This window comes from Flavobacterium sp., from assembly GCF_039595935.1.
Lineage (GTDB): Bacteria > Bacteroidota > Bacteroidia > Flavobacteriales > Flavobacteriaceae > Flavobacterium.
The window spans coordinates 2,329,658-2,352,960 of record NZ_JBCNKR010000006.1 but is presented as its reverse complement, the minus strand read 5'-3'; the positions used below and the strand labels follow the sequence as shown (position 1 = coordinate 2,352,960).

Here is a 23,303-nt window from a genome sequence, read left to right as displayed (position 1 = left end):
ACCTAATAAACAACAGTTAAAACTTCTTCTTTTGCAGGATTACTACTTTGCAGACTTGGAATTAAATGATACTCATATTCCATGTTTATTTTTAAATTTTTATCTTCAAGAGTAAAAACATCTCCATTTAATTCTTTCCATAATGTGGGCGGAGATCCTTTTAGATTTTTATAGATGCTTAAACTGGTTACTTTTTCTTTATTTTTAGTATAATCCCAAGTCAGAGTAATTTTTTTATTTTCACGATCGGGTAATCCTTGCAAAAATGAAATGATCTTAACAGGCATAAAATCCAAAACCTGAACAGTTACAACAGAATGATCCAATGAAGACCACAGATTACTTTTGTCTCTGGCCAAAATAGCGTACTGATAAATTTTCTTGTTCTCTATCCTATCATCTGTAAATTCCTGAATCGTATCGTTAATTTGTTTAATTTCCAACCACTTATCCTGTCCTTTTTCTCTTCGTCTTAGGCTATACCCAACTACATCTTCACTATAACTTCTGATCCATTTTAAATGGATTTTTCCATCTTTATTGTCATAATCTTTAAAAATTGGCGCAGCCGGCGGAATTTTATCCGGTTTATCTAAAACTAGAATATCTGATGGTTCCGAAATATTATATCGCATGTCTTCAGCAGCAATTCTATAATAGACTTTGTTGTTGGTCATTTTCAGACTTACACTATCTTTATAGGTATTTCCGACGTATGATTTATGATAAATATCTACAAACTCTTCTCCCGCAGTATTGGCTTTTAGAATACGGTAACCTCGTAAATCTTTTTCTTGATTGGGTTTCCATTTTAATTGCACCACTCCAAGACTGTCAATTACCCCTTCCAATCCAATTGGTTTTGCAGGCGGTATAGAATCTACCGGTTGTACTAACATACTTTGGGAAGTTAATCGTTGATTATTTTTGCCAACAACAGAAATAGTAAAATAATTGGATGGATATAAATTTTCTTTATAATTAAGTTTTCGCTCAGATGGTGAAATTATTTTAGAAACAACTTTGTAAGGCCCTTTATCATTATCTGCTAAATTGATTTCGTATCCCTGAATAAAACTTTCTGATTCTTTAGGATAATCCCATTCCAGATTGACTTCATTTGAATTAATTATATTATAATCTACTAATCTTGCCGAAGTAACTATTGCATCGATTCCTTTTGTCGTAATTGGTTTAGTTATTTCTCCTTTTTCTCCAAATGAAGTAATCCCATATAATCTGTAGTGATATATTTTATCGTTGACACTAAGTGTATCAACATAATACATTGTTTTTGACGGATGATCTTCTTTGTCATTTAAATTAACAAGTGCTGTATTGGATATTGGTGCATAGTTAATCCCGTCAGAGGATTTCTCTACCATAAAAGAAGTATAAATTCTTTTAAAGATCTCATAATCCCATGAAAGCATTACTTTTTTATCATCTGGAATTGCAATAAAATCTGTTGGAGCTGGCAGAACACTATAATCTTTTAATCCAATTACATAAGAAGACTCTTTTACTTTTGGACTTTCAAAAACACTTATCTGATAAGCATATACTTCATTGTTTTTTACATTTGTATCTACAAATCCCCAACCCGCTTTTAGAGCACCTTCAAAACTCATATCGGCAGCATATAAGGCAAATGTATAACGCTGATCTAGCTGATCTGCTATATTTACAATTTTTGATAATTCTCCTTCTTTTGCTGCGGTTACCTCAAAACTTTCCCCATAAATAGATTGTGCAATAATAGCTGCGTTATTATCCTTTTGTACTAACTCAAGCCAGGAATCTAATGGTTCCGGCATTAATGATTTTGGCGTAAGAAGTATTTTTTCGGGTTTGGGTAAAATAATCCCATCCCGTAAAACCGTAGTTCTGGTAATTATAAATCCTTTTTTATTTGCTTTCTGCCACTCAATAGGAGAATTAACTGCCCAGCGAATCAAAATTTTATCTTTTTGAGCTCGGGCATTGATCATGACGACCGGACGTTTTGTTTGTGAGTAAGAAAATGAAATAAATAGTAAAAATAAAAAAAGGAATATTTTTTTTGCCATTATAATTATGCAATTGTTTTCATGTTAAAAAGCAAATACTCCAAGACTAGTGGAGTATTTGCTCTATTTTTATGAATATATGTTTTAGTATACGTACTGAGTAGTTTGTGTCGAAATAAAATTTCCACTTTGGTAACTTTCTACTTTTTCTGTTGGGTAATTGTTTGCATCATATGTATAACTATATGTTGTTATACTTGTACTAATTTTATCTCCAGATCCTGAAATAGAAGTTTTTTTAACTAGATTATTAACTAATGTCTCATCTTCTAATAACAAACCTAGACCTGTAACATTTTTTAAAGGATGATTTTTATTATCGTATTCATATACATATGACTTTTCGTCACCATAATAAGAAACTTCAAGTTTTACCAGATTACCTTCTTTTAATGTGTATTTTCCAGTTGCACCATATTCTTGTTCGTCACCTGTTGTAACTGTGCCTCTAAAATTGTCATAAGAAACCGTTCCGTCTGCATTATGAATATATTTAGTTTTATAATAATAGGTTCCATTAGGAGTCTTTTGAATTTCATTAGTCAGCTTTCCATTTGTGTAGGTGTAATCAGTAGTTACTGCAAGATTACCATTTTTATCAATTTCCTCAATTTTTGTAATAAAATCTCCAGTGTAAGTATATTTTAAAACAGAACTATCTTCGTCTGTAATACTAACAATTTTATTTCCGTTATATACATAATTTCTATTTGAAGAACTTCCATCAATGTCTATGTCAGTTATTTTTTTTACTAAAATTGAAGAAGCCGGATCTGATGAATTATTATCATCCTTTGAACAAGAGGTGAATACAAATGCAGCAGCACTTAATAAACATAAAAGTTTTTTCATGATTTTGATTTTTAAATTAGTTAGCTAATCTAAAAATCAAAATATGAGTAAAGCTCCACTAGAAGCTTAAATTATAACAAAATAAGACTTATTGAATTTATGTTGAAAAAATATTTTTACAGAAAAAAAACGCTACGAACATAATCTTAGCGTTTTTAATATTTTAATCTAAAACCAAACCTATTTGGTTGTCATCGTCTAATTCTAATTTTAAATTCTATATCAATAAATATATTGAGCTATTTCGGTTGAATCATCACCTATGGCTATCTTTTCTGTTGGAAAATCGTTTTTATCATATTTATAATTGTATGTTACTTTATAAACATGTATATTACCTACAGAACCTGAGATATGAGTTAATTTTTTCATATTATTAACAGAACCTTCATAATTTTCCACATTTAATGGTGCTTCAAATCCTATTATATTTTTTTTGGGATTGTTTTTATTATCATATTCGAAAATAATTGTATGTTCGATACCTTGAAAATATTCATCCTTAATTAAGTTACCATTCTTAAATGTTAATTTTCCTTCTCTTACTGTGTAATATTGCACTTCTGTTTGAGAATTAATACTGACTCTTTTATACGAAATTGTCTCATCTAAGTTGTAAACATATTCAATTTTATCATAATTTAATAAACCTTCTTTCCTTATAATTGAAGTTATTAATTTTTCCTCAGCATAAATAAAATTTGTAGTAATATCTAATTTACCATTTGCATCAATCTCTTCTTGTTTAGTAATTAAATTTCCTGTATAGTAATACTTAGTTTCATATCCGTTTTCATTTGTAATACTTATTATCTTATTTCCATCGTATGTTATATTCTCAGAATAAACAACATTATCACCTTTGATGTTAGCTATCTTCTTTACTAAAGTGGATGAGACAATAACTGGTGATTGATTTTCATCATTTGAGCAAGAAGTAAATACAATTGCAATTAGACTCAAAATACTTATAATTTTTTTCATGATTTAGATTTTAAATTAAACATCAAACTTAAATCTATAAAAAAGCCTATCAGTCCACAATAAGTTTAAATTGCAATAAAATAAGATATAACTTATTAAAAATTTAAATTAAATAATAATTTATTTACTATTATTACTTATTAATCAAAATTTATTAAATCATGAAAAAATTAAAATTTTTAATTGCTTTTTTATCAATTTCATTATCATCATGCAGTAATGATGATAATTCAAAACAGGACAATTATAACCCTGAAAACGAAGAGGTTATATTATGCATGACTGATTATATGAATGCGTTAAACGATCCTAATTCAAAACCTACAGCAGCGAGTAGAAAATCATCAAGATGGGAAGTTGGACAAACCATTAAAGTAAAATTCTTAGATGGAAGTAATATTCAACATGAACTAGTTAAACAATATGTAAGTCAATGGACTGAATATGCAAATTTAAATTTTGAATATGTTTCTAAAATTGAGGATGCACATATTGCGGTAGCTTTTAATTTAGGTAGACCTGGTGCATGGTCTGAAATAGGAGCTAGATTGTTACTCCCTGGTTCTCTTTACTTTAATTATCAGAATACGCCTTCAATGCGCTTAGGAGACATTTCAAATAGTGATTCTTCACGTAGAACAGTATTACATGAATTTGGGCATGCCTTAGGTTTAGTACATGAAACAACTAATCCTACTGCAAATATAAATTGGGATTTACCAAAGACTTACAAATATTTCTATGATTCAAAAGATTGGTCAAAAGAAGAGGTTGATAGGCAGGTAATACAAAAAATGAATTCTAATGACACTGATTATAGTATATATGCTCCACTTTCTATAATGCATTATAATACTCCTGCATATCTTACAACTGATGGTGTAGCAGTAAATTCAATGAGTACTTTCTCAAATTGATAAAATAATGATAAATAAATGGTATCCATTTCCTATAGTTTCAAGTATAGAATCAGGAACAAATATTCTTAAAATCCCTTGGACTAAAAGTATAAAATCTCAGAATGGTCAGTATGAATTGAGAATTGATGATCACGATGGATTTCTTAAAGTGGTTAATATTATTAATAATCGTACGATTTGGCAAATGGGAGATAAACTTTATCCATACATAATGAATTGCATTTTGGAAAGGAATGGCAATCTTGTATTAAGATCAAGTCGTAGACCTAGTTTTATTGGCGTTAATATAACTCTCAGCACTAACACTTCAGAATTTCCTGGTTCTGCACTACATCTTCTAGATGACGGAAACTTAGTATTAGTTTACAATGAAGCAATTAAGTGGTCTTCAAAAAATGGCAAATCATAATTAAAAAAACGCTAAGAAATCAAATTCTTAGCGTTTTCATTTTTATTCTAAAACCAGACCTATTTGGCCATCATCATCTAATTCTGTTTCTACTGAATCATCTTCTTCTGAAATTTCAGGTTTTTCAGGAACTTCTTCAACTGGTTCTTCGTACGGAAGCGGGTCTAACAAATTCACTTGTTTTAATTTATCTGTTGTCAATTGGTTTCCTAAAGCTTTGAAACCTTTTACGGCTATAAAGTCTTCTACATCAATATGTAGATCGTCTTTTTGAACTCCTTTTACTTTAGCAAAAACCAATTGTGCCACAGGGCGATAATCTGTCGAAACGATTTCTAATTGCGAATTCGGATGGTCGGTAATAAAACTTTCTTCTTTACCTTCATTCTCAACCAGAAAACGTTTCAGGAAGTAACGCTCTTTTTCTCCATCATAATAAATGGCAGAAATCGGTTTTTTTGGTTTCCATTTTTCAAGAACAATCATATCTTCATCGAAATGAGTTGACAATTCCGGAATTATGACCTTTAATTTTCCTGACTGGTTAATTATCAATATTTTGTCTGTTGGTTTAAATTCTCCTAACAGCTCTCCTCTTGCATCGACATTTAAACGTTTTACAGTATCATCAAACCAAACTTTTCTTGGCAGTAATGTTGAGATCCCTTTTTCCTTTAATTCGATTTTCTTGATTGGATATTTGGTTACTAAGTTTCCTTTAGAACCACGTCCTTTTATTGCCAATTTAGCAAAATCAATATCGAATTTCAGTTTCTTAATCGTTCCAACCTGACGAAGTAATATCGTTACTACCTCAGCTTCTCCGTTTGGATTATGTGAAAAATAAACAACCTGAGAACCGTTTGTACCATTCGTTAAATCATAAGCTTTGTCACGCGTTACTCCTGTAACATTAAAACGTTTTATGTATGACGGACCTGATTTACCATCACGATACATCATATTGTAAATCGTGCGTTTATCGTTTTTATCAAAAACGGCAACGTGTATAATATCTTTTCCTATAAAAGTTTTAGCATCTACTTTTGTAATCATCAATGTTCCGTCTCGTAAAAACACGATAACATCATCAATATCAGAACAATCACCTACATATTCATCTTTCTTTAAACTCGTTCCTACGAAACCTTCTTCACGGTTTACGTAAAGTTTTGTATTACGTAAAACTACTTTTGTAGCCTCAACATTATCAAAAACACGAAGCTCTGTCTGACGTTCGCGGCCTTTTCCGTATTTCTCTTTTAATTTAGTAAAGTAAGCAATTGCAAAATCTGTTAAATGTTCCAGATTATGCTCTACTTCTTTCATTTCGTCTTCTAACTTAGCGATTAAATCATCGGCTTTATCAGAGTCGAAACGTGTAATACGAATCATCGGGATTTGAGTCAAACGCTGTAAATCGTCGTCATTAATTTCTCTGACGAATGATTTTTTGAAAGGCTCAAAACGATCGTATAAATATTTGTAAAGTGATTCTCTGTCTCCGTATAATTTGAAGTCGATATACATTTCTTCACGAATGAAGATTTTCTCCAAAGTAGAAAAGTGCCACTTATTTTTTAATTCTTCTAACTGAATTTCTAATTCCTGACGAAGTAAATCAACTGTTCTGTGTGTTGAAATTTTCAACATCTGAGAAACACCAATAAACAACGGCTTATTATCTTCGATAACACATCCTAGAGGCGCTACAGAAGTTTCGCAGGCTGTAAAAGCAAACAAAGCATCAATTGTTTTGTCTGGTGAAACGCCTGGGAAAAGATGAATTAAAATCTCAACATCAGCAGCCGTATTATCTTCAATTTTTTTGATTTTGATTTTACCTTTATCATTGGCTTTCAAAATACTATCAATTAAACTCGATGTATTGGTAGAAAACGGAATCTGTGTAATTACCAATGTATTTTTGTCTAATTGCGAAATTTTAGCACGTACACGCACACGTCCTCCACGCATTCCGTCATTATAATTTGAAACGTCGGCGATACCTTGCGTCATAAAATCCGGATAAAGCGTAAATGGCTTTCCTTTTAAGATTTTAATCGAAGCGTCAATTAATTCGTTGAAGTTATGAGGCAAAACTTTTGTAGAAAGCCCAACCGCAATACCTTCTGCTCCTTGTGCTAAAAGTAATGGAAATTTTACCGGAAGGTTAATCGGTTCGGCTTTTCTACCGTCATAAGATAATCCCCATTCAGTAATTTTTGGAGAATATAAAACCTCCAAAGCAAATTTAGATAAACGTGCCTCAATATAACGGGGCGCTGCTGCACCATCTCCAGTTAGAATATTTCCCCAGTTTCCCTGGCAGTCAATCAATAAATCTTTTTGACCAATCTGTACCATAGCATCACCAATACTAGCATCTCCGTGTGGGTGATACTGCATGGTGTGACCAACAACATTGGCAACTTTATTATAACGACCATCATCCAGCTCTTTTAAAGAGTGCATAATACGACGCTGAACTGGCTTGAATCCGTCTTCGATAGCAGGAACTGCACGTTCCAAAATTACGTATGAAGCATAATCCAAGAACCAGTCTTTGTACATTCCCGTTACCTTCGTAATAACATCTTCTCCTTCTTCTTCCTGATTTTCGTAAAAATGCGCTCCTTCAAAATGTTTTCCTTCTCCATCAATCACATCATCATTGCCATCCTGAATATTATCCAGATTTTCATCTTGATTATTTTCGTCGTCGTTTGGAATTATGTTATCGTCTTCTTCGTCTTTCATTTAATTATATCTAATTATAATTTTATTTGTTTTCAAGAAGTTCTTTTAAAACTTCAACGCTTGGTAAAACAGTTTTATATTTACTGGCAAATATTTGCTCGTTGTTTTCTGGCAAAGTATATTTTACTACGGCTTCGCTTTTAGTTTGGCAAAGTACAATTCCGATAGTTTTATTTTCATCCTCCAAACGCATTTCTCTGTCATAATAGTTGACATACATTTGCATTTGACCTAAATCCTGATGTTTTAATTCTCCAATTTTAAGATCAATAAGTACAAAACATTTTAATATCCTGTTATAAAAAACCAAATCAATTCTAAAATGTTTATCATCAAAAGTAATTCTCTGCTGTCTTGCAACAAAAGTAAAACCATGACCTAATTCTAATAAGAAATTTTCCAGCTTATTAATGATCTTTTCTTCTAACTGAGATTCTGAATATTGATGTAATTCTGGTAATCCTAAAAATTCAAGAATATAAGGGTCTTTGATAATATCTTTCGGCTTTTCAATGATTTGACCTTGTTCTGAAAGTTTTAAAATTCCTTCTTTATCTCTACTTAAAGCTAATCGCGTATAAAGTGCCGTATCATATTGACGTTTTAATTCCCGAACACTCCAATTGTGTTTTTCAGATTCAATTTTGTAAAACCGTCTTTCTTTTTCATCTTCAATTCGCATTAAAAAAATATAATGACTAAAAGTCAATTTAAAAAAAGAAGACAAAGTTTGATAATCTACTTTATTAAATTCCGCAGACACTGTCTGCTCTTTTTGAATTTGTAAAATCCGAGACAGTGTCTCGGATTTTGAGAAAGTCAAAAAGAGCTTCCTCATATTTTCCAAATTATCAATAGAAAAGCCTCTCCCAAATTCTTTAGTTAATTGCTTCGAAAGATCTTTTAAAAGCTGTTTGCCATATTCAGCCCTATCTTTTCCATTTTGCTCTTCTTCAACAATAATTCTTCCTATTTCAAAATAAGTAATTGTCATTGTAGAATTTACGGTACGTAAAACCTGTTGTCGGGCATTTTGCAATAGCTCGGCAACTTGCTGGAAAATAACTTTATTTTGAAGACCGTCTGACACTATTTATATTCTATAAATTCTTAAACCTCCTCAAGCTCATCAATCTCCACCTTCAAATTCTTGATAATAAAATCTTGTCTGTCTGGCGTATTTTTTCCCATGTAGAAAGATAACAACTGCTCGATTGAAGTATGTTTATCCATCATAACAGGATCAAGACGAATCGTGTCTCCGATAAAGTTCTTGAACTCATCTGGCGAAATCTCTCCCAAACCTTTAAATCGGGTGATTTCTGGTTTTGGTTTTAATTTTTCAATTGCATCTTTTCTTTCTTCTTCTGAATAACAGTAAATTGTTTCTTTTTTGTTTCTAACCCTGAAAAGCGGTGTTTGTAAAATATACAAATGACCTTCTTTTATTAATTCAGGAAAAAATTGCAAAAAGAACGTAATTAAAAGCAAACGAATGTGCATTCCATCGACATCGGCATCGGTTGCGATTACGATGTTGTTATAACGCAATTTCTCTAATCCGTCTTCGATATCAAGTGCAGCTTGAAGCAAGTTGAATTCTTCATTTTCGTACACAATCTTTTTAGACATTCCGTATGAATTCAAAGGTTTACCACGCAAACTGAAAACGGCTTGCGTATTTACGTCACGCGACTTTGTAATCGATCCGGAAGCCGAATCTCCCTCGGTAATAAAAAGCGTACTTTCTAAGTTTCTTGGGTTTTTAGTATCAGGAAGATGCGCTCGGCAATCTCTTAATTTTTTATTGTGAAGATTGGCTTTTTTAGCACGATCTGTTGCCAGTTTTCTAATACCTGATAATTCTTTTCTTTCGCGTTCTGCCTGAAGAATTTTACGTAATAAAGCTTCAGCTGTCGGCGGGTTTTTATGCAGATAGTTATCCAGTTTCGTTTTGATAAAATCATTAACGAAAGTACGAACAGAAACTGCTGGTGTTCCGTCATCAGAACCCATATCAGTAGAACCTAATTTTGTTTTGGTCTGAGACTCAAAAACGGGTTCCATTACTTTAATACTAATCGCACTTACAATCGATTTACGAACGTCTGATGCTTCGAAATTTTTGTTGTAAAACTCACGAATTGTTTTTACAACCGCTTCACGGTAAGCCGCTAAGTGCGTTCCTCCCTGCGTTGTATTCTGCCCGTTGACAAAAGAGTGATATTCTTCGCTGTATTGCGTTTTACTGTGTGTTAACGCAACTTCGATATCATGATCTTTTAAATGAATAATTGGATATTCTAAATCTTCTTCGCTGATGGTTTCTTCAAGTAAATCGCGAAGTCCGTTTTCTGAATAGTATTTTTCTCCGTTGAAAATAATTGTTAAACCATTGTTTAGGTAACAATAGTTTTTAACCATTTTTACGACATATTCTAAACGGAATTTATAGTTTTTGAAAATCGTTTCATCTGGCGTAAAAGTTACTTTTGTTCCTTTACGTTTTGTAGTTTCAATAATATCTTCTTCTGAAACCAGATTTCCTGCAGAGAATTCAGCTGCTTTTTGTTTGTCTTCACGAACTGATTCTACTCTGAAATAATTTGAAAGTGCGTTTACGGCTTTTGTTCCGACACCATTTAAACCTACCGATTTCTGGAAAGCTTTTGTATCGTACTTTCCTCCTGTGTTCATTTTCGAAACTACATCTACTACTTTTCCTAACGGAATTCCACGTCCATAGTCACGAACCGAGACTGTTCTGTCCTTAATAGTTACCTCGATAGTTTTTCCGGAGCCCATAACGAACTCATCGATACAGTTATCTAAAACCTCTTTTAGAAGAATATAAATACCGTCATCCGGAGCAGATCCGTCTCCAAGTTTTCCGATATACATTCCGGGACGCATACGGATATGTTCTTTCCAATCAAGCGAACGAATATTATCTTCGGTATATTGATTTTGCTCTAGCATATATGAATTTAGGATTTTTGGCTAATGTACCATTTCTTAACAAAAAATGAAAGCGTATTTTCTTTTTGTTATGAATAATAACAGTTTAAAATCTATTTAAATTGATTTTAAAATAAAACGGACGATAAAATTATAAAATAAACTGCTTTTTCAGCAAAAAAATACTATTTGATTCCGAGTACTTCTTTTGCCAGAGCAATCATTTCAGGCGTTCCCGTATTTTTGTTTTTTTCATCTGAAAGTTTCACAACGCCTTGCCAATGCGTATTATCGGGTTTGGTTTCTGTCAGTTTTATAACCATATTCATAGCAGGAAGGCCAACGTCGTTTGTGAAATTTGTTCCAATTCCGAATGACATTTTTATTTTGTCCTGACAAAAATCAGCGATTGTTTTTACTTTATCAAAATTTAGTGAATCCGAAAAAACAATGGCTTTAGATTTCGGATCAATTCCCATTTTGGTATAATGCGAAATTACCTTTTTTGCAAACTCTACCGGGTCGCCGCTGTCATGTCGGACGCCATCGAAAAGTTTAGAATATTTTTTATCAAATTGATTGAAAAATATTTCTGTCGTATAAGTATCTGTAAGTGCAATTCCGAGGTCGCCGCCATAAACTTGTGTCCAATGTTCCAGGCTTATCGAATTTGCCATTTTAAAACCATACTGAGCCGCATGAAACATAAACCATTCGTGTGCATGCGTTCCCAGCGGACGTTTATTATTGACCATAGCAAAATGTACGTTGCTTGTACCAATAAAACTCTGACCTCCAAAAGCTCTTAAGGTTTCATTTACCAAATTATGAACATCATAGGAATGTCGGCGTCTTGTTCCGAATTCTAAAATAGAAACGCCTAACTTGTTATACTTGTCAATTTTATCTTTGGTAAGATTTTTTATGGCTTCGTCATTTAAGCGGATTAAATGATTTGATTTATAAAAAAGTTCAGAAATCAAGGCCATAAGCGGCACTTCCCATAAAATAGTTCGATACCAAAATCCTTCGACTGTAACTTTGATTTCTGAACCTTCCTGAGAAATCTGAACTTCTGAGGGATCATAACTATATCCTTGTAGAAAATCTAAATAAGTGGGATCAAGGTAAGGACAATAATGCGCTAAATAATTCTTTTCTTCTTTTGTCAAGCGAAGATCTGACAATGCATCAACCGATTTTCGAAGCAAATCTCCAAATCCAGGCGGAAAAATATGTTTTCCTCGATTTATAAATCCATAACGAACCTTTGCCTTTGGAAAAAGCCTGATTACGGCATGTTGCATCGTAAATTTATAGAAATCATTGTCTAAGATTGATTTCAGAAAAGTAGTCTCCATATCGCATTCATTCAAATCCTGAATTGCTAAGATACGGCAATTAAGCAAAAGAAGAAAATTCTATTAATTGCAATATTTAATTTATTTCTGAATTACTTTAAAAGACAAAATACTATTTGTATCGGCAAAAATCGTGATGTAATCTCCAATAGTATTATCATATGGAATTTGAAATTCTAAACCGCCTCTTTTTTCTTTTGAATTTTTAACGAGAACTGCCTGATTTCTTTTATTTAAATAAAAAACCTGGTCTGACTTGGTCAAATTTTTAATTTCAACATCTATTTTATCTCCGTTCTTAACTTCTATTATTCCTGAATTTGGAGATTTAATTTTAAAATCGTTCTCGATTGTTTTATTGTAAATTAAAGGTCCGTTAAGAAAATCATCTTTACTTATTCTTTCTCCCAAATAAGAACCTGAATCCGGATAATGTTTCGCAAAGAAATAATCAGGATCTGTATCAAAATAAACCGGAGAAAAATCTGTTACCATTCTGCCTTTACTGCTGTCATAATAACCTTGTCCCCAGGTAACATCAATGAGACGCCATTTTTTATCAATTAAAACCATATTCCAGGCATGATTTGAAGAAGTGTTTTTTCGGCCGATATCTCTTACCGAAATTTTAGAATCTCCTCTGATTATCTCACATTTTAATCCTGATAATTGTGCTAAATGCTGATACAAAGCAGTAAATCCTTCGCAAACAGCTTTTTTCGAACTAAATGCTTTTTGAAACAATTTATCGTTCAATTCTTTAATTTTTCGCTGTTTTTCTGCTTCTGTTGAATAACTGAATCCCTGCGATTTAGGCGGATTTAAATAAGCATTGTAATCGTATTTTATATTGAAGGCAATCCAGCTGTAAATAGCACGTGCTTTATCATAATCAGACTTGAAATCATTATTGATTTTATCCGCTAATTGTTCAGTCGAATTAAAATTTTTGGGATATTTTAAAACGATTTTATCAACTTCATTATATTTCTGTGCAAATACCGAACAAGTAAAAATGATATTCAGCAAAAGGAATATAAAACCAATCTTTATTTTTTTCATTTATTAAAAACTTGATTTTATGATATTTTTCAATTCCTGATCTAATTCAGGATTTGAAATTTTATTGTGTTCTAAATCGAAATTGGCATTGAAAGAAGGAAGCGAAAATGATCCTTTAATCTCACCGCCGTAACGAGGAAAAAGGTTTTGCGCAATTCCTAAAACAGATGCTCCTCCTCTTCCGCCCGGAGAAGTAGCTAATAATAACATTGGAATATGCTGAAAAACATCTTTTTCAATTCGGGAACTCCAGTCGAAAAGATTTTTGAAAGCAGCAGAATAATTTCCGTTATTCTCTGCCATAGAAACAACCAGAATATCGGCTTCTTTAAGTTTATTTAAAAATGCTTGTGCAATTTCATGCTGACCGATTTCTTTTTCTAAGTCTACACTAAAAAGAGGCATTGCATAATCGTTTAAATCCAAAACCTCAACATCTGCACCTTCAAACAGGCTTGATGCATATGTTGCTAATCGTTTGTTGATGGATTGTTTACTATTACTTCCTCCAAAGGCTATAATTTTCATATTGTGGTATTTATATAATTGGGTACTTTCAAAAATTAAGCCATAAAATTTTTTAGGCATTTTCGATTTCAAAAACTTCTTTTTGTATTTCTACAGAATAATCATTTGGCGAAATACTTCCTCCAAAAGCTTTTGCATAAACTTTGGTAAATTCTGCACCAAAATACAATATAATAGCCGAATAATAAACCCAAACTAATATTATAATTACTGATCCTGCCGCTCCGTAAACACTCGCAACTGTAGAATTGCCGAGATAAACGCCGATTGCAAATTTACCTATCATAAATAAAATTGCGGTGCAGGATGAGCCAATAAATGCATCTTTCCACTTAATAATTCCATCTGGTAAAGTTCGAAATATAATCGCAAAAAGTAAGGTGATACTAGAAAAAACAATCACCAAATTAATGATATAAAAAAAATAAACGGTACTGTCTGGGAAATACAGTTTTAATCTGGCATTTAAAACATCTAGTGTTGCATTGAGCATTAAACTAACAAGCATTAAAAACCCAACAGAAACAATCATCGAAAATGACATAATTCTGTTTTGAATGAATTTCTTTAGTCCTTTATTGGGTTTAGCTCTTAACCCCCAAATATAATTGATGGAACTCTGAATTTCGGCAAAAACTCCTGAAGCTCCAACCAGCAGCATTACAACCCCAAAAATGGTTACAAAAACATTACTGTCTGACAATTGTACATTTTTGATCGCTTCCTGAATCTGCACAGCTGCATTATTACCAACCAATCTGTTTATTTGTCCGTATAATTGTCCGGTTACAGCTTCTTCTCCAAAAAAGAATCCACAGATTGTAATGATAATAATTAATAAAGGAGGCAGTGCGAAAATGGTATAATAGGATAATGCCGCACTTAATTTTATGGCATTATCGTCGTTAAATTCCAGAAATGTATTTTTTAATAAATACCATGATTTCGAAAAAATATTATGATTTTTCATTTGCTGATTTTTTGATATTCTCTCAAATTTACGCAATATTGAAAAATTCTTAATTCTTGATTTTTGGCGGAATTTTACATTTTTTCCATCTACCGATATGTAATTCCTAACGGAATATTTTACGGGATGATAAAACATTTTTACTACCGATATTTATTCCTAACGGAATATCTTGCAAAGATTTAATTATTCTTAAGGGAATATTTCCCAAAATGATAAAAAACTTTGTTACCGATATTTAATTTCTAACAAAATATCATATCAAGATTTAAAATTTGATTTTAAAAAAAGAATCTCGTAGAGATTTAATATCGGTAACAAAAAAAAGAGGCATATAGTAATTGTTCCGTAGGAACTATAACTTATTTATAATGACAAAAAATCCCTTTATCATAAACTGTCCATAAACTTGCTTTTTGATTTGCAGCTTTTAAAGCATTGTTTGCCCAGGTATTGCAGGTATAAAAAAGACTGTAACTTCCTTTAGCTTCATAAAAAGCATCTTTTTTTCCGTAACTGTGACCTTCTATCCATTCCGGATGAATTGGATTTCTAAAACTCTCTGAAATATAATTAACCAGACTTTGGTAGTTTTCTTTTGAAATCATAATGCGTTTACAATCTTCGCCTTCTCTTAATTGTTTGAAAAATGTAGTATGCATTGCAGAAGAACTGATTCCGAATGCGGCTTTACAAGCTGTACTTGCTTTTAAATCTGACCATTCTGGTGTATCCAGATAAAAACCTTTGTCGCCCCAGCCGAAAGCAATAAAATTCATTAATGAATCCTTTGATTGTGTCTGGTTAAACTGGATTTCATTTCTCCAGTCTTTGATTTCATTTTTTATCGGAACGACAATATCGGTATGAACACCATTTGAGAGGATATAAATTGGAATTGGTCTTTGCTGTTTTACAAAATCTGCATCAGAATTAACCGTGATTTTAGAAATCAGATAAACTGATAAAACATAAAGAACAAGAAATCCGAAGATTCCGAAAAGTGTCCACCCTAGAAATTTGAAAGTTTTTTTTAGCATTTTAATTGGTATATTTTAGATTAGTAATTGGTAATTTTTCTGTAACCAATTTTTAAGCCAAAAATTTTTATTGCTGAAAATGGTACACGGATTTTACGGGTTCGCTTTCGCGAAAGCGCGGATTTAAACGGATTTTTTTTGAAAAAGATTGTCAGGCTGAGCGAAGTCGAAGCCCACGCAAAGAATGACAATACTTTATGGAGCTTACGTGGACTTCGACTTCGCTCAGCCTAACAATAGAGACTTAAATAATAAACATAAAAAAAACTGCTGAATTCCTCCAGCAGTTTTAGTCTATTCTCTTGTTTCTTTCTTCTTTACTCTAAAAAAAAATTAAACGTTGAAACGGAAATGCATCACATCACCATCTTTTACAACATATTCTTTTCCTTCTACTCTGAATTTTCCAGCTTCTTTTGCTTTTGCTTCAGAACCGTAGTGAACGTAATCCTCGTATGAAATTACCTCAGCACGGATAAATCCTTTTTCAAAATCAGTATGGATAACTCCTGCAGCCTGTGGTGCAGTTGCTCCAATATTAATTGTCCAGGCACGAACTTCTTTTACACCAGCTGTAAAATAAGTTTGTTGTTTTAATAATTTGTAAGCTGCACGAATTAAAACTGATGCTCCCGGCTCTTCAAGTCCCATATCTTCAAGGAAAATCTGACGCTCTTCGTAACTTTCTAATTCTGTAATATCAGCCTCCGCTCCTACTGAAAGCACAATAACCTCAGCATCTTCATCTTTTACTAATTCACGAACCTGATCAACATATTTGTTTCCGTTTACTGCAGAACTTTCGTCAACATTACAAACGTATAAAACCGGTTTTGCTGTAATTAACTGGAAAGCTTCCATTAAAACTTCTTCATCATTATTTTGAGGAACAACTGTTCTTGCCGATTTTGCCTGTAAAAGAGCTTCTCTAATTCTGTTTAGTAAAGCTTCTTCCGCCTGTGCTTCTTTGTTTCCTGTTTTTGCAGCACGTTTTACTTTTTCTAAACGCTTTTCGATTGTTTCTAAATCTTTCAACTGCAATTCGATATCAATCGTTTCTTTGTCACGAATTGGGTTTACGTTTCCGTCAACGTGTACAATATTATCATTGTCAAAACAACGTAAAACGTGAATGATAGCATTACATTCTCTAATGTTTCCTAAAAATTGGTTTCCAAGACCTTCACCTTTACTCGCTCCTTTTACCAAACCTGCAATATCAACGATATCTACAGTTGCCATTTGAACGCGCTCTGGTTTTACCAATTCTTCTAATTTATTGATTCTTGGATCCGGAACGTTCACAACACCAATATTAGGTTCGATTGTACAAAACGGAAAGTTCGCACTTTGCGCTTTTGCATTAGATAAACAATTAAATAATGTTGATTTTCCAACATTTGGTAATCCTACAATTCCTGCTTTCATATGTAGATAAAATTTGTTTTTTATGTTATTGAACCTCTCTGAGACCCCAAAAATACTGTGTTCTGCCTCAAACACTTAGTCTCTGATTAGTCGTATTTATATTACTTTTTACAATAGCCCGTATTTTGATAAAATCATACTTTTTGGCTTTAAAATTTTGCAAATATAAGATTTAATAGCTCTTAACTAAACAAAAAATGACGATATATGTTTTTTTAATCCTTTTCTTAAAAAAAATCAAACTTTTTTATAATGTTTTGTTAAATAAGATTATTTTTATCACAATATTTAACAAACCACTTGAAATTTTTTAACCAAAACAACAATTAACATGAGAAAAATTGCAATTTTATTTTTTTTATTTAACACCGTCTTTATTTTTGCTCAGAGGCAAGTTTCCGGTGTAGTAAAGGACAATACAGGAACTCCACTGCCTGGTGTAAACATTATCGAAAAAGGAACAAACAATGGTGTATCAACCGATATCGATGGATCTTACAAAATAACTGTAAAAGAGGGTGCTTCATTAGTTTTCAGCTATTTAGGCTACAGCAGCGTTACGAGATTAGCCAATTCTTCTCAAATTGATGTTTCATTATCTGAAGAAGGAGGCCAAAGCCTTGATGAAGTAGTAGTTACAGGATCAAGAACGGCTGCCAGAAGTAACACTACCAGTGCACTTCCTATTGATGTATTGTCTACTAAGGACCTTACTTCTACAGGACAGGCGACATTTGATAAGGCTTTACAATACAAAATTCCTTCTTTTAATACGGTTCAAACTCCGGTAAATGATGCTACGTCATTATTAGATCCGTATGAAATTAGAAATATGGGGCCAAGTAGAACGTTGATTCTTATAAATGGTAAACGTAAAAATTTAAGTGCATTACTTTATGTTCAAACCTCTCCGGGTCGTGGGGAAACAGGTGCAGATATTTCTGCGATTCCAACAGATGCGATCGAAAGAGTTGAGATTCTTCGTGACGGAGCTTCTGCGCAATATGGTTCTGATGCAATTGCAGGTGTAATGAACATCATTTTAAAGAAAAACAATACTGATGGTTCTATTACTTTAAGAAGCGGTATTACCTCTGAGGGTGATGGAGAGATGCTGGGCGTAAGCTTAAACAACGGAACAACAGTTGGTGAAAAAGGTTTTTTAAACTATACAATTGATTTTTCTAAAGTGAATTTAGCAAACAGACCGGGAAAAGTTGATGCAGAAGGTGAAGCGGGAGATTTTGGTGCTGACATCGCTGATGTTCAGTCTTTTTTAGCCAGACATCCTGATGCCAGAAACATTAACGGTTCGCCTGAAACTGCTGCTGCAAAATTCCTGATTAATGGAGGAAATTATATTAGTGAAACTACTAATTTGTATTATAACGCAGCATACGTTTACAAAAAAGTAAATTCATTTGCTAACTTTAGAACTCCTTATTGGAGACCACTTGCAGATGATCCATACTTAAATAATTTCTTTGGAAATGGTGATCCTAACAACCCTTCTTATGATGGTTATGGACCAACTTTTGAAGGAGATTTAAATGACTATAACGCTACTTTAGGTTTTAAAACCATTAAAAACGGATGGAATACTGACGCTAGTATTACTGTTGGTGGTAATAAACAAATTTATATTGTAAATAACTCTGTTAACAGATCAAACATTGTAGATGCTGACGGAAACAACGTTTATAGAGAAAACAGCCCTATTTCGTTTAAACCAGGAGGAACTTCTTTTAATCACGTTGTTGGAAACATTGACGTTTCGAAAATTGTATCAGATCAGATCAGTATTGCTTTTGGAACGGAGTTCAGAAGTGAAAACTTTACTGTAATTGAAGGTGATAAAGCTTCTTGGGACGGAACCGGTGCTGACTCATTTGCAGGAAACAGACCTGAAAACTCAGGAAAATGGAACAGATACAATGTGGGGGTTTATCTTGATGCGGCGTTTGATATTACAAAAGACTTTTTAATCAACGGAACTGTTCGTCATGAAGAATATAGCGACTTTGGAGGCGCAACCGTTTGGAAAGCAAGTACAAGATATAAATTCCTTGATGATAAAGTTACTTTAAGAGGTTCTGTTTCTACAGGTTTTAGAGCGCCTACTTTACATCAAATTTATACTCAAAAATCTCAATATTCATTTGTTGCCGGACAAGGAATTCAAATTAGTGGTATTATTAATAATATTTCACCTCAGGCAAGACAATTAGGTATTCCTCGTTTAAGTCCCGAAAAGTCTACTAATATTACTGTAGGTGTTGGTGCAAAACCTTTTAGAAACTTCAATTTTACAATTGACTACTATAATATCAAGGTAGAAGACCGAATTGTATTAGGAGACAGACAAGATACTCAATTTGGTAATGTAGCATGGTTTTCTAACTCATTCGATTCAAGAACTTCTGGTTTAGATGTTGTAGCCAATTATAATAATATTGGAATTGGAGAAGGAAAATTAGGCTTTAATGTTTCTGGAAATATAACTTTACAAAACGAAAGAATTTCTCCTGTAACCAATAACTCTTTTGGAGATATTTTAACTTCTTTAACTTTTACATCAAGACCTGACACTAAATGGATTCTTGGAGTAAACTACGAAATAGGTAAATTCGGGTTTTCTTTAAACAATACTTACTTCGGAAAAACAACTTTTAATCAAGATGGTTTAGATGAAAATCTAAAAACTGAATTTATTCCTAAAATCGTTACTGACTTAGGAGTAAACTTTAATGCCACTGAAAAATTTACAATTGCCTTAAATGTAAACAACTTATTTAACGTTTTACCAGAATGGAAGTTCGTAGCCGAGAATGCTGCCGGAGAAGCAATATTAGCAGATCCTGCACAAACAAAAGCACAATCTAACCTGATTACTTTCAACCAGCGTTATTCAAGAATGACTTATGATGGATTCCATTTCAGCCAGTTAGGAACTATGTTTAATTTATCTTTAAACTATAAATTCTAAATCTGAAATATCCTAAATAATGAAGAGCTGCCTTAGGGCAGCTCTCTTTTTTGTAATTTTATAATTAAAATTCAAATGTTATGGCAAATTTATACGATGGAAAAATGGCGGCAATATATGATGCCATGTATCAAACCTTTGTCAATTATGATGAAGAATATAATTTTTACAACAATCTTATTGAGAACAATAAAACTTCCAGCATTTTAGAAATTGGAAGCGGTACCGGAAATCTTGCAAAACGATTTAATCAAAACAATCAAAATTATCAAGGTCTTGATTACAGCGAAGACATGATTTCGATTGCAAAAGAACGAAATAAAGACTGCATTTTTAACAAAGGCGATATGCGTGATTTTAAATTAGATAATCCTGTTGATTCTATTTTAATTACAGGAAGATCTACAAGTTACCTTATATCAAATGATGACGTTAACAGGACTTTTGATTCTGTACATAAAAATCTTAATCCAAACGGAATATTAATTTTCGATTTTATTGATGCGAATCGTTTTATTCCTTTTACAAAAGAAAATCCCATTATAATTCATGAAGCCGAATATGAAAATGTACAATACATAAGAGAAAGTCATTGGGACACCAATAACGCATTAGAAAATTTTATGCTCGAATGGACAGCAAAATATTATGCTGTTGAAAATGGTGAAAAAAAAATTATCGAAAATGATTTTTCTACTGTTCGTGTTTTTACACGCAACGAAATAGAACTGTTTTTATATTTAAACAATTTTGAAATACTTCAAACTATTGATCGAAAAACGTATGCCTATGACACTTACGTTATTGTAGCACAAAAAAAATCCTGAACTTAATGTTCAGGATTTTTATGTTTTTTAAATAAATTACAACTTATAATCTAAAGACGCAATAATCGCTTTTTCTTCGTCAGTAGCTACAAATCCAGAAATATCCCAATAATTGGTCATGATTTTGTTTCTTTTATTAAAAAGAGATTTCTCTTTAAAAACATCGCTCTCTTTATAAGTAAAATTTTGTTTGTTGAAATGGGTTGTCGTAAAACTATTTCGAACCTGAATCTTTTTGGTTACATCTTTTAAAATAAGATTATAAGCAATTTCTTCATTTGAACCCAGCAAATAATAATCCTCACCATCAACTCTGTAACTTACGTCAATATACGATTTAGTAAGGTTTTTAGAATTAACTTCCGTTTTTTCTTCAAGCTTATCAAGGTTTTGTGGTGTAATATCAATTTTAAATTCTACGATTAATTTCTTTTCAGGATCGTAAACAATTTCAAAATTATCAACCGCTTCTTTTGCTTTATCAAAAGGTGTAATATACATTACATAATAATCCTTATTTTTAGCGTGGCCTCTAATTACAAAATCATATTCTTTTTTTGCTTTCGGATCTAAAAGCGGATCAAAGTACTTAAAATCAGAATAATTCTTCATGATATTATTCAAATCATAACCTCTTAAATCAGCGCTCACGTCTGATTCCAGCAAACCATACGATCTGTTTTGTTCTACCAAAAGAGTTGTAGAAGGACTTCCCGAAAACTGAAAATTAACCAAGCCGTCATTATAGTAAGAATATTTATTATCCATTATAAAAAATTCTCTTACATAAACCTTTAATCTATAAGATGCTGCTAGTTTTTTTGATGAATTATCTACAAGTTTTTGAAGTACTTTTTGTGGAGACTGTTTACTAAGAACAATTTCATCTAGTTTGGTATTATTACTTTTTAGATAAACAACAAATTTTTGATCTCCGTTTAAAGATGTCCAGCGTACCGTTAGAGTTTCATAATTGGTTTCTGAAACCTGTACATTAGAACCTCCGGTAAGCATAAAAGTTACTTTACCATCTTTATTGCTGGATAATATTTGTTTTGTTTTTAGAATAACAACCGTGGCATTTTCAATAGGTAGCTGTGTTTCTATATCTTTTACTACAATAGAATATTGTTCTTCCTGCGAAAAAACAGTTAAACTAAATAAAACAAATAATAAAAGTATGAATTTCCTCATAAGCTTATTAAATTTTCAACTAAAGTATTATTTTTCTAACAATTATGCAACACCTAAAAAATAAAATATTAATTATCAACAAACTAGCTTAACAAAATACCTGATGTCAGGGTAAAAAAAATCCTGAGCATTTGCTCAGGATTGTATATTATTTGATAAAGTTCTTAATGTATCCAAATACAAATAAAAAAGCTAATAAAAAAAGTATTAATTCATTGTAATCGATCCAGTAATAAAAGAGACTGTAAATCTTATTCTCATATTCGTTTTCTTTATTTTCTAAAATTGTCACTTTCTCATTAAGCTCAAAATTAGTAACAAGTCTCAATTCTCCTTGATCATACCTAATTGTATCTTTACCTTTATAGTATTCAACTTCAGGAATATTTCTGTTTATTAATACTGAACCTCCTCTTCCCGATGTATGTGATGATGTTATCTCACGAAGTCCAATTATTTTACCTTCATAAAAATTATAGTTATCTAGATTTTTAACTTTAAGAAATATAAATCCTGAATAAACTATAAACAAAGAGAACGTTAATGCATTATTTATTATATAACAACGAAGTTTACTCGCCATGTAAAAACGCCTGTCTGTTCAACAAGGTTTCTTCATCTTCTACATGGTTATCATCCGGCACACAACAATCAACAGGACAAACAGCAGCACATTGAGGCTCATCATGAAAACCTTTACACTCTGTACATTTTCCCGGAACGATATAATAAATCTCGTCAGAAATTGGAGTTTGAGCATCATCAGCATCAACCTCAGTTCCGTCAGGTAAAATTATAGTTCCTTTTAAACTTGTTCCGTCTTTATATCTCCAATCATCTGCTCCTTCATATATTGCTGTATTTGGGCATTCTGGTTCACAAGCCCCACAGTTTATGCATTCGTCAGTTATAATTATTGCCATCTTTTTGTTTTCTTAAAGTTAAAAGCCTTAAA

Annotated in this window: 19 protein-coding genes; 4 read left to right on the top strand and 15 right to left on the bottom strand. The window is 32.2% G+C overall.

Features of this window, described 5'->3' with window-relative positions:
• Window positions 1-2: 2 nt before the first annotated feature.
• The 3 genes from ABDW27_RS19915 to ABDW27_RS19905 all read right to left on the bottom strand — a co-directional run bounded on the left by ABDW27_RS19915 (window position 3) and on the right by ABDW27_RS19905 (window position 3,905).
• A complete protein-coding gene (locus ABDW27_RS19915; protein ID WP_343697485.1) occupies window positions 3-1,991 on the bottom strand; it encodes a fibronectin type III domain-containing protein in 1,989 nt (662 codons plus the stop codon).
• 162 nt (window positions 1,992-2,153) lie between these two features.
• Window positions 2,154-2,921 (bottom strand): hypothetical protein, encoded by a 768-nt coding sequence (locus tag ABDW27_RS19910; protein ID WP_343697484.1) that lies wholly within the window; start codon window positions 2,919-2,921, stop codon window positions 2,154-2,156.
• 222 nt (window positions 2,922-3,143) lie between these two features.
• Entirely contained in the window at window positions 3,144-3,905 is a 762-nt protein-coding gene (locus ABDW27_RS19905) for a hypothetical protein (RefSeq protein WP_343697483.1), read from the bottom strand.
• Window positions 3,906-4,066: 161 nt separating this feature from the next.
• Here ABDW27_RS19905 and ABDW27_RS19900 point away from each other — a divergent pair, with 161 nt between their 5' ends.
• Entirely contained in the window at window positions 4,067-4,822 is a 756-nt protein-coding gene (locus tag ABDW27_RS19900; RefSeq protein ID WP_343697482.1) for a matrixin family metalloprotease, read from the top strand.
• Window positions 4,823-4,829: 7 nt separating this feature from the next.
• Window positions 4,830-5,234 (top strand): hypothetical protein, encoded by a 405-nt coding sequence (locus ABDW27_RS19895; protein WP_343697481.1) that lies wholly within the window; start codon window positions 4,830-4,832, stop codon window positions 5,232-5,234.
• A gap of 42 nt (window positions 5,235-5,276) precedes the next feature.
• Here ABDW27_RS19895 and ABDW27_RS19890 read toward each other — a convergent pair whose 3' ends face one another.
• The 9 genes from ABDW27_RS19890 to ychF form a co-directional block, all read right to left on the bottom strand.
• Window positions 5,277-7,994 carry a DNA gyrase/topoisomerase IV subunit A gene (locus ABDW27_RS19890; RefSeq protein ID WP_343697480.1) on the bottom strand — a complete coding sequence of 906 codons (2,718 nt, stop codon included), beginning with the start codon at window positions 7,992-7,994 and terminating at the stop codon, window positions 5,277-5,279.
• 22 nt (window positions 7,995-8,016) lie between these two features.
• Window positions 8,017-9,084, bottom strand: a complete 1,068-nt coding sequence (locus ABDW27_RS19885) for a PDDEXK nuclease domain-containing protein (RefSeq protein ID WP_343697479.1) — start codon at window positions 9,082-9,084, stop codon at window positions 8,017-8,019.
• A 20-nt stretch (window positions 9,085-9,104) separates the two neighbouring features.
• Entirely contained in the window at window positions 9,105-10,973 is a 1,869-nt protein-coding gene (locus ABDW27_RS19880; RefSeq protein ID WP_343697478.1) for a DNA topoisomerase IV subunit B, read from the bottom strand.
• Window positions 10,974-11,137: 164 nt separating this feature from the next.
• Window positions 11,138-12,313, bottom strand: coding sequence for a nicotinate phosphoribosyltransferase (gene pncB, locus ABDW27_RS19875; protein WP_343697477.1), 1,176 nt, complete (start codon window positions 12,311-12,313; stop codon window positions 11,138-11,140).
• An 81-nt stretch (window positions 12,314-12,394) separates the two neighbouring features.
• On the bottom strand, window positions 12,395-13,375 hold the full coding sequence (locus ABDW27_RS19870) for a transglutaminase domain-containing protein (protein ID WP_343697476.1): 981 nt from the start codon (window positions 13,373-13,375) through the stop codon (window positions 12,395-12,397).
• A gap of 3 nt (window positions 13,376-13,378) precedes the next feature.
• Window positions 13,379-13,903, bottom strand: a complete 525-nt coding sequence (locus ABDW27_RS19865; protein ID WP_343697475.1) for an NAD(P)H-dependent oxidoreductase — start codon at window positions 13,901-13,903, stop codon at window positions 13,379-13,381.
• Between the two features lie 52 nt (window positions 13,904-13,955).
• Complete coding sequence (locus ABDW27_RS19860) at window positions 13,956-14,873, bottom strand: YihY/virulence factor BrkB family protein (RefSeq protein ID WP_343697474.1); 918 nt, start codon at window positions 14,871-14,873, stop codon at window positions 13,956-13,958.
• 362 nt (window positions 14,874-15,235) lie between these two features.
• Complete coding sequence (locus ABDW27_RS19855) at window positions 15,236-15,913, bottom strand: TIGR02117 family protein (RefSeq protein ID WP_343697473.1); 678 nt, start codon at window positions 15,911-15,913, stop codon at window positions 15,236-15,238.
• A 333-nt stretch (window positions 15,914-16,246) separates the two neighbouring features.
• Window positions 16,247-17,341, bottom strand: coding sequence for a redox-regulated ATPase YchF (gene ychF, locus ABDW27_RS19850; RefSeq protein ID WP_343697472.1), 1,095 nt, complete (start codon window positions 17,339-17,341; stop codon window positions 16,247-16,249).
• A gap of 331 nt (window positions 17,342-17,672) precedes the next feature.
• Between ychF and ABDW27_RS19845 the strand changes: the two genes are divergently transcribed.
• Together ABDW27_RS19845 and ABDW27_RS19840 are read left to right on the top strand one after the other, a co-directional pair.
• Window positions 17,673-20,327, top strand: coding sequence for a TonB-dependent receptor (locus tag ABDW27_RS19845; RefSeq protein WP_343697471.1), 2,655 nt, complete (start codon window positions 17,673-17,675; stop codon window positions 20,325-20,327).
• A gap of 80 nt (window positions 20,328-20,407) precedes the next feature.
• A complete protein-coding gene (locus ABDW27_RS19840) occupies window positions 20,408-21,154 on the top strand; it encodes a class I SAM-dependent methyltransferase (protein ID WP_343697470.1) in 747 nt (248 codons plus the stop codon).
• Window positions 21,155-21,190: 36 nt separating this feature from the next.
• Here the strand turns inward: ABDW27_RS19840 and ABDW27_RS19835 are convergent, their stop codons facing one another.
• From ABDW27_RS19835 to ABDW27_RS19825, 3 genes are all read right to left on the bottom strand, one after another.
• A complete protein-coding gene (locus ABDW27_RS19835) occupies window positions 21,191-22,348 on the bottom strand; it encodes a hypothetical protein (protein WP_343697469.1) in 1,158 nt (385 codons plus the stop codon).
• 148 nt (window positions 22,349-22,496) lie between these two features.
• Window positions 22,497-22,931 carry a hypothetical protein gene (locus tag ABDW27_RS19830; protein ID WP_343697468.1) on the bottom strand — a complete coding sequence of 145 codons (435 nt, stop codon included), beginning with the start codon at window positions 22,929-22,931 and terminating at the stop codon, window positions 22,497-22,499.
• Window positions 22,921-23,271 (bottom strand): 4Fe-4S dicluster domain-containing protein, encoded by a 351-nt coding sequence (locus tag ABDW27_RS19825; RefSeq protein WP_343697467.1) that lies wholly within the window; start codon window positions 23,269-23,271, stop codon window positions 22,921-22,923. Before ABDW27_RS19825 ends, ABDW27_RS19830 begins: the two co-directional genes overlap by 11 nt.
• Between the last annotated feature and the right edge of the window lie 32 nt (window positions 23,272-23,303).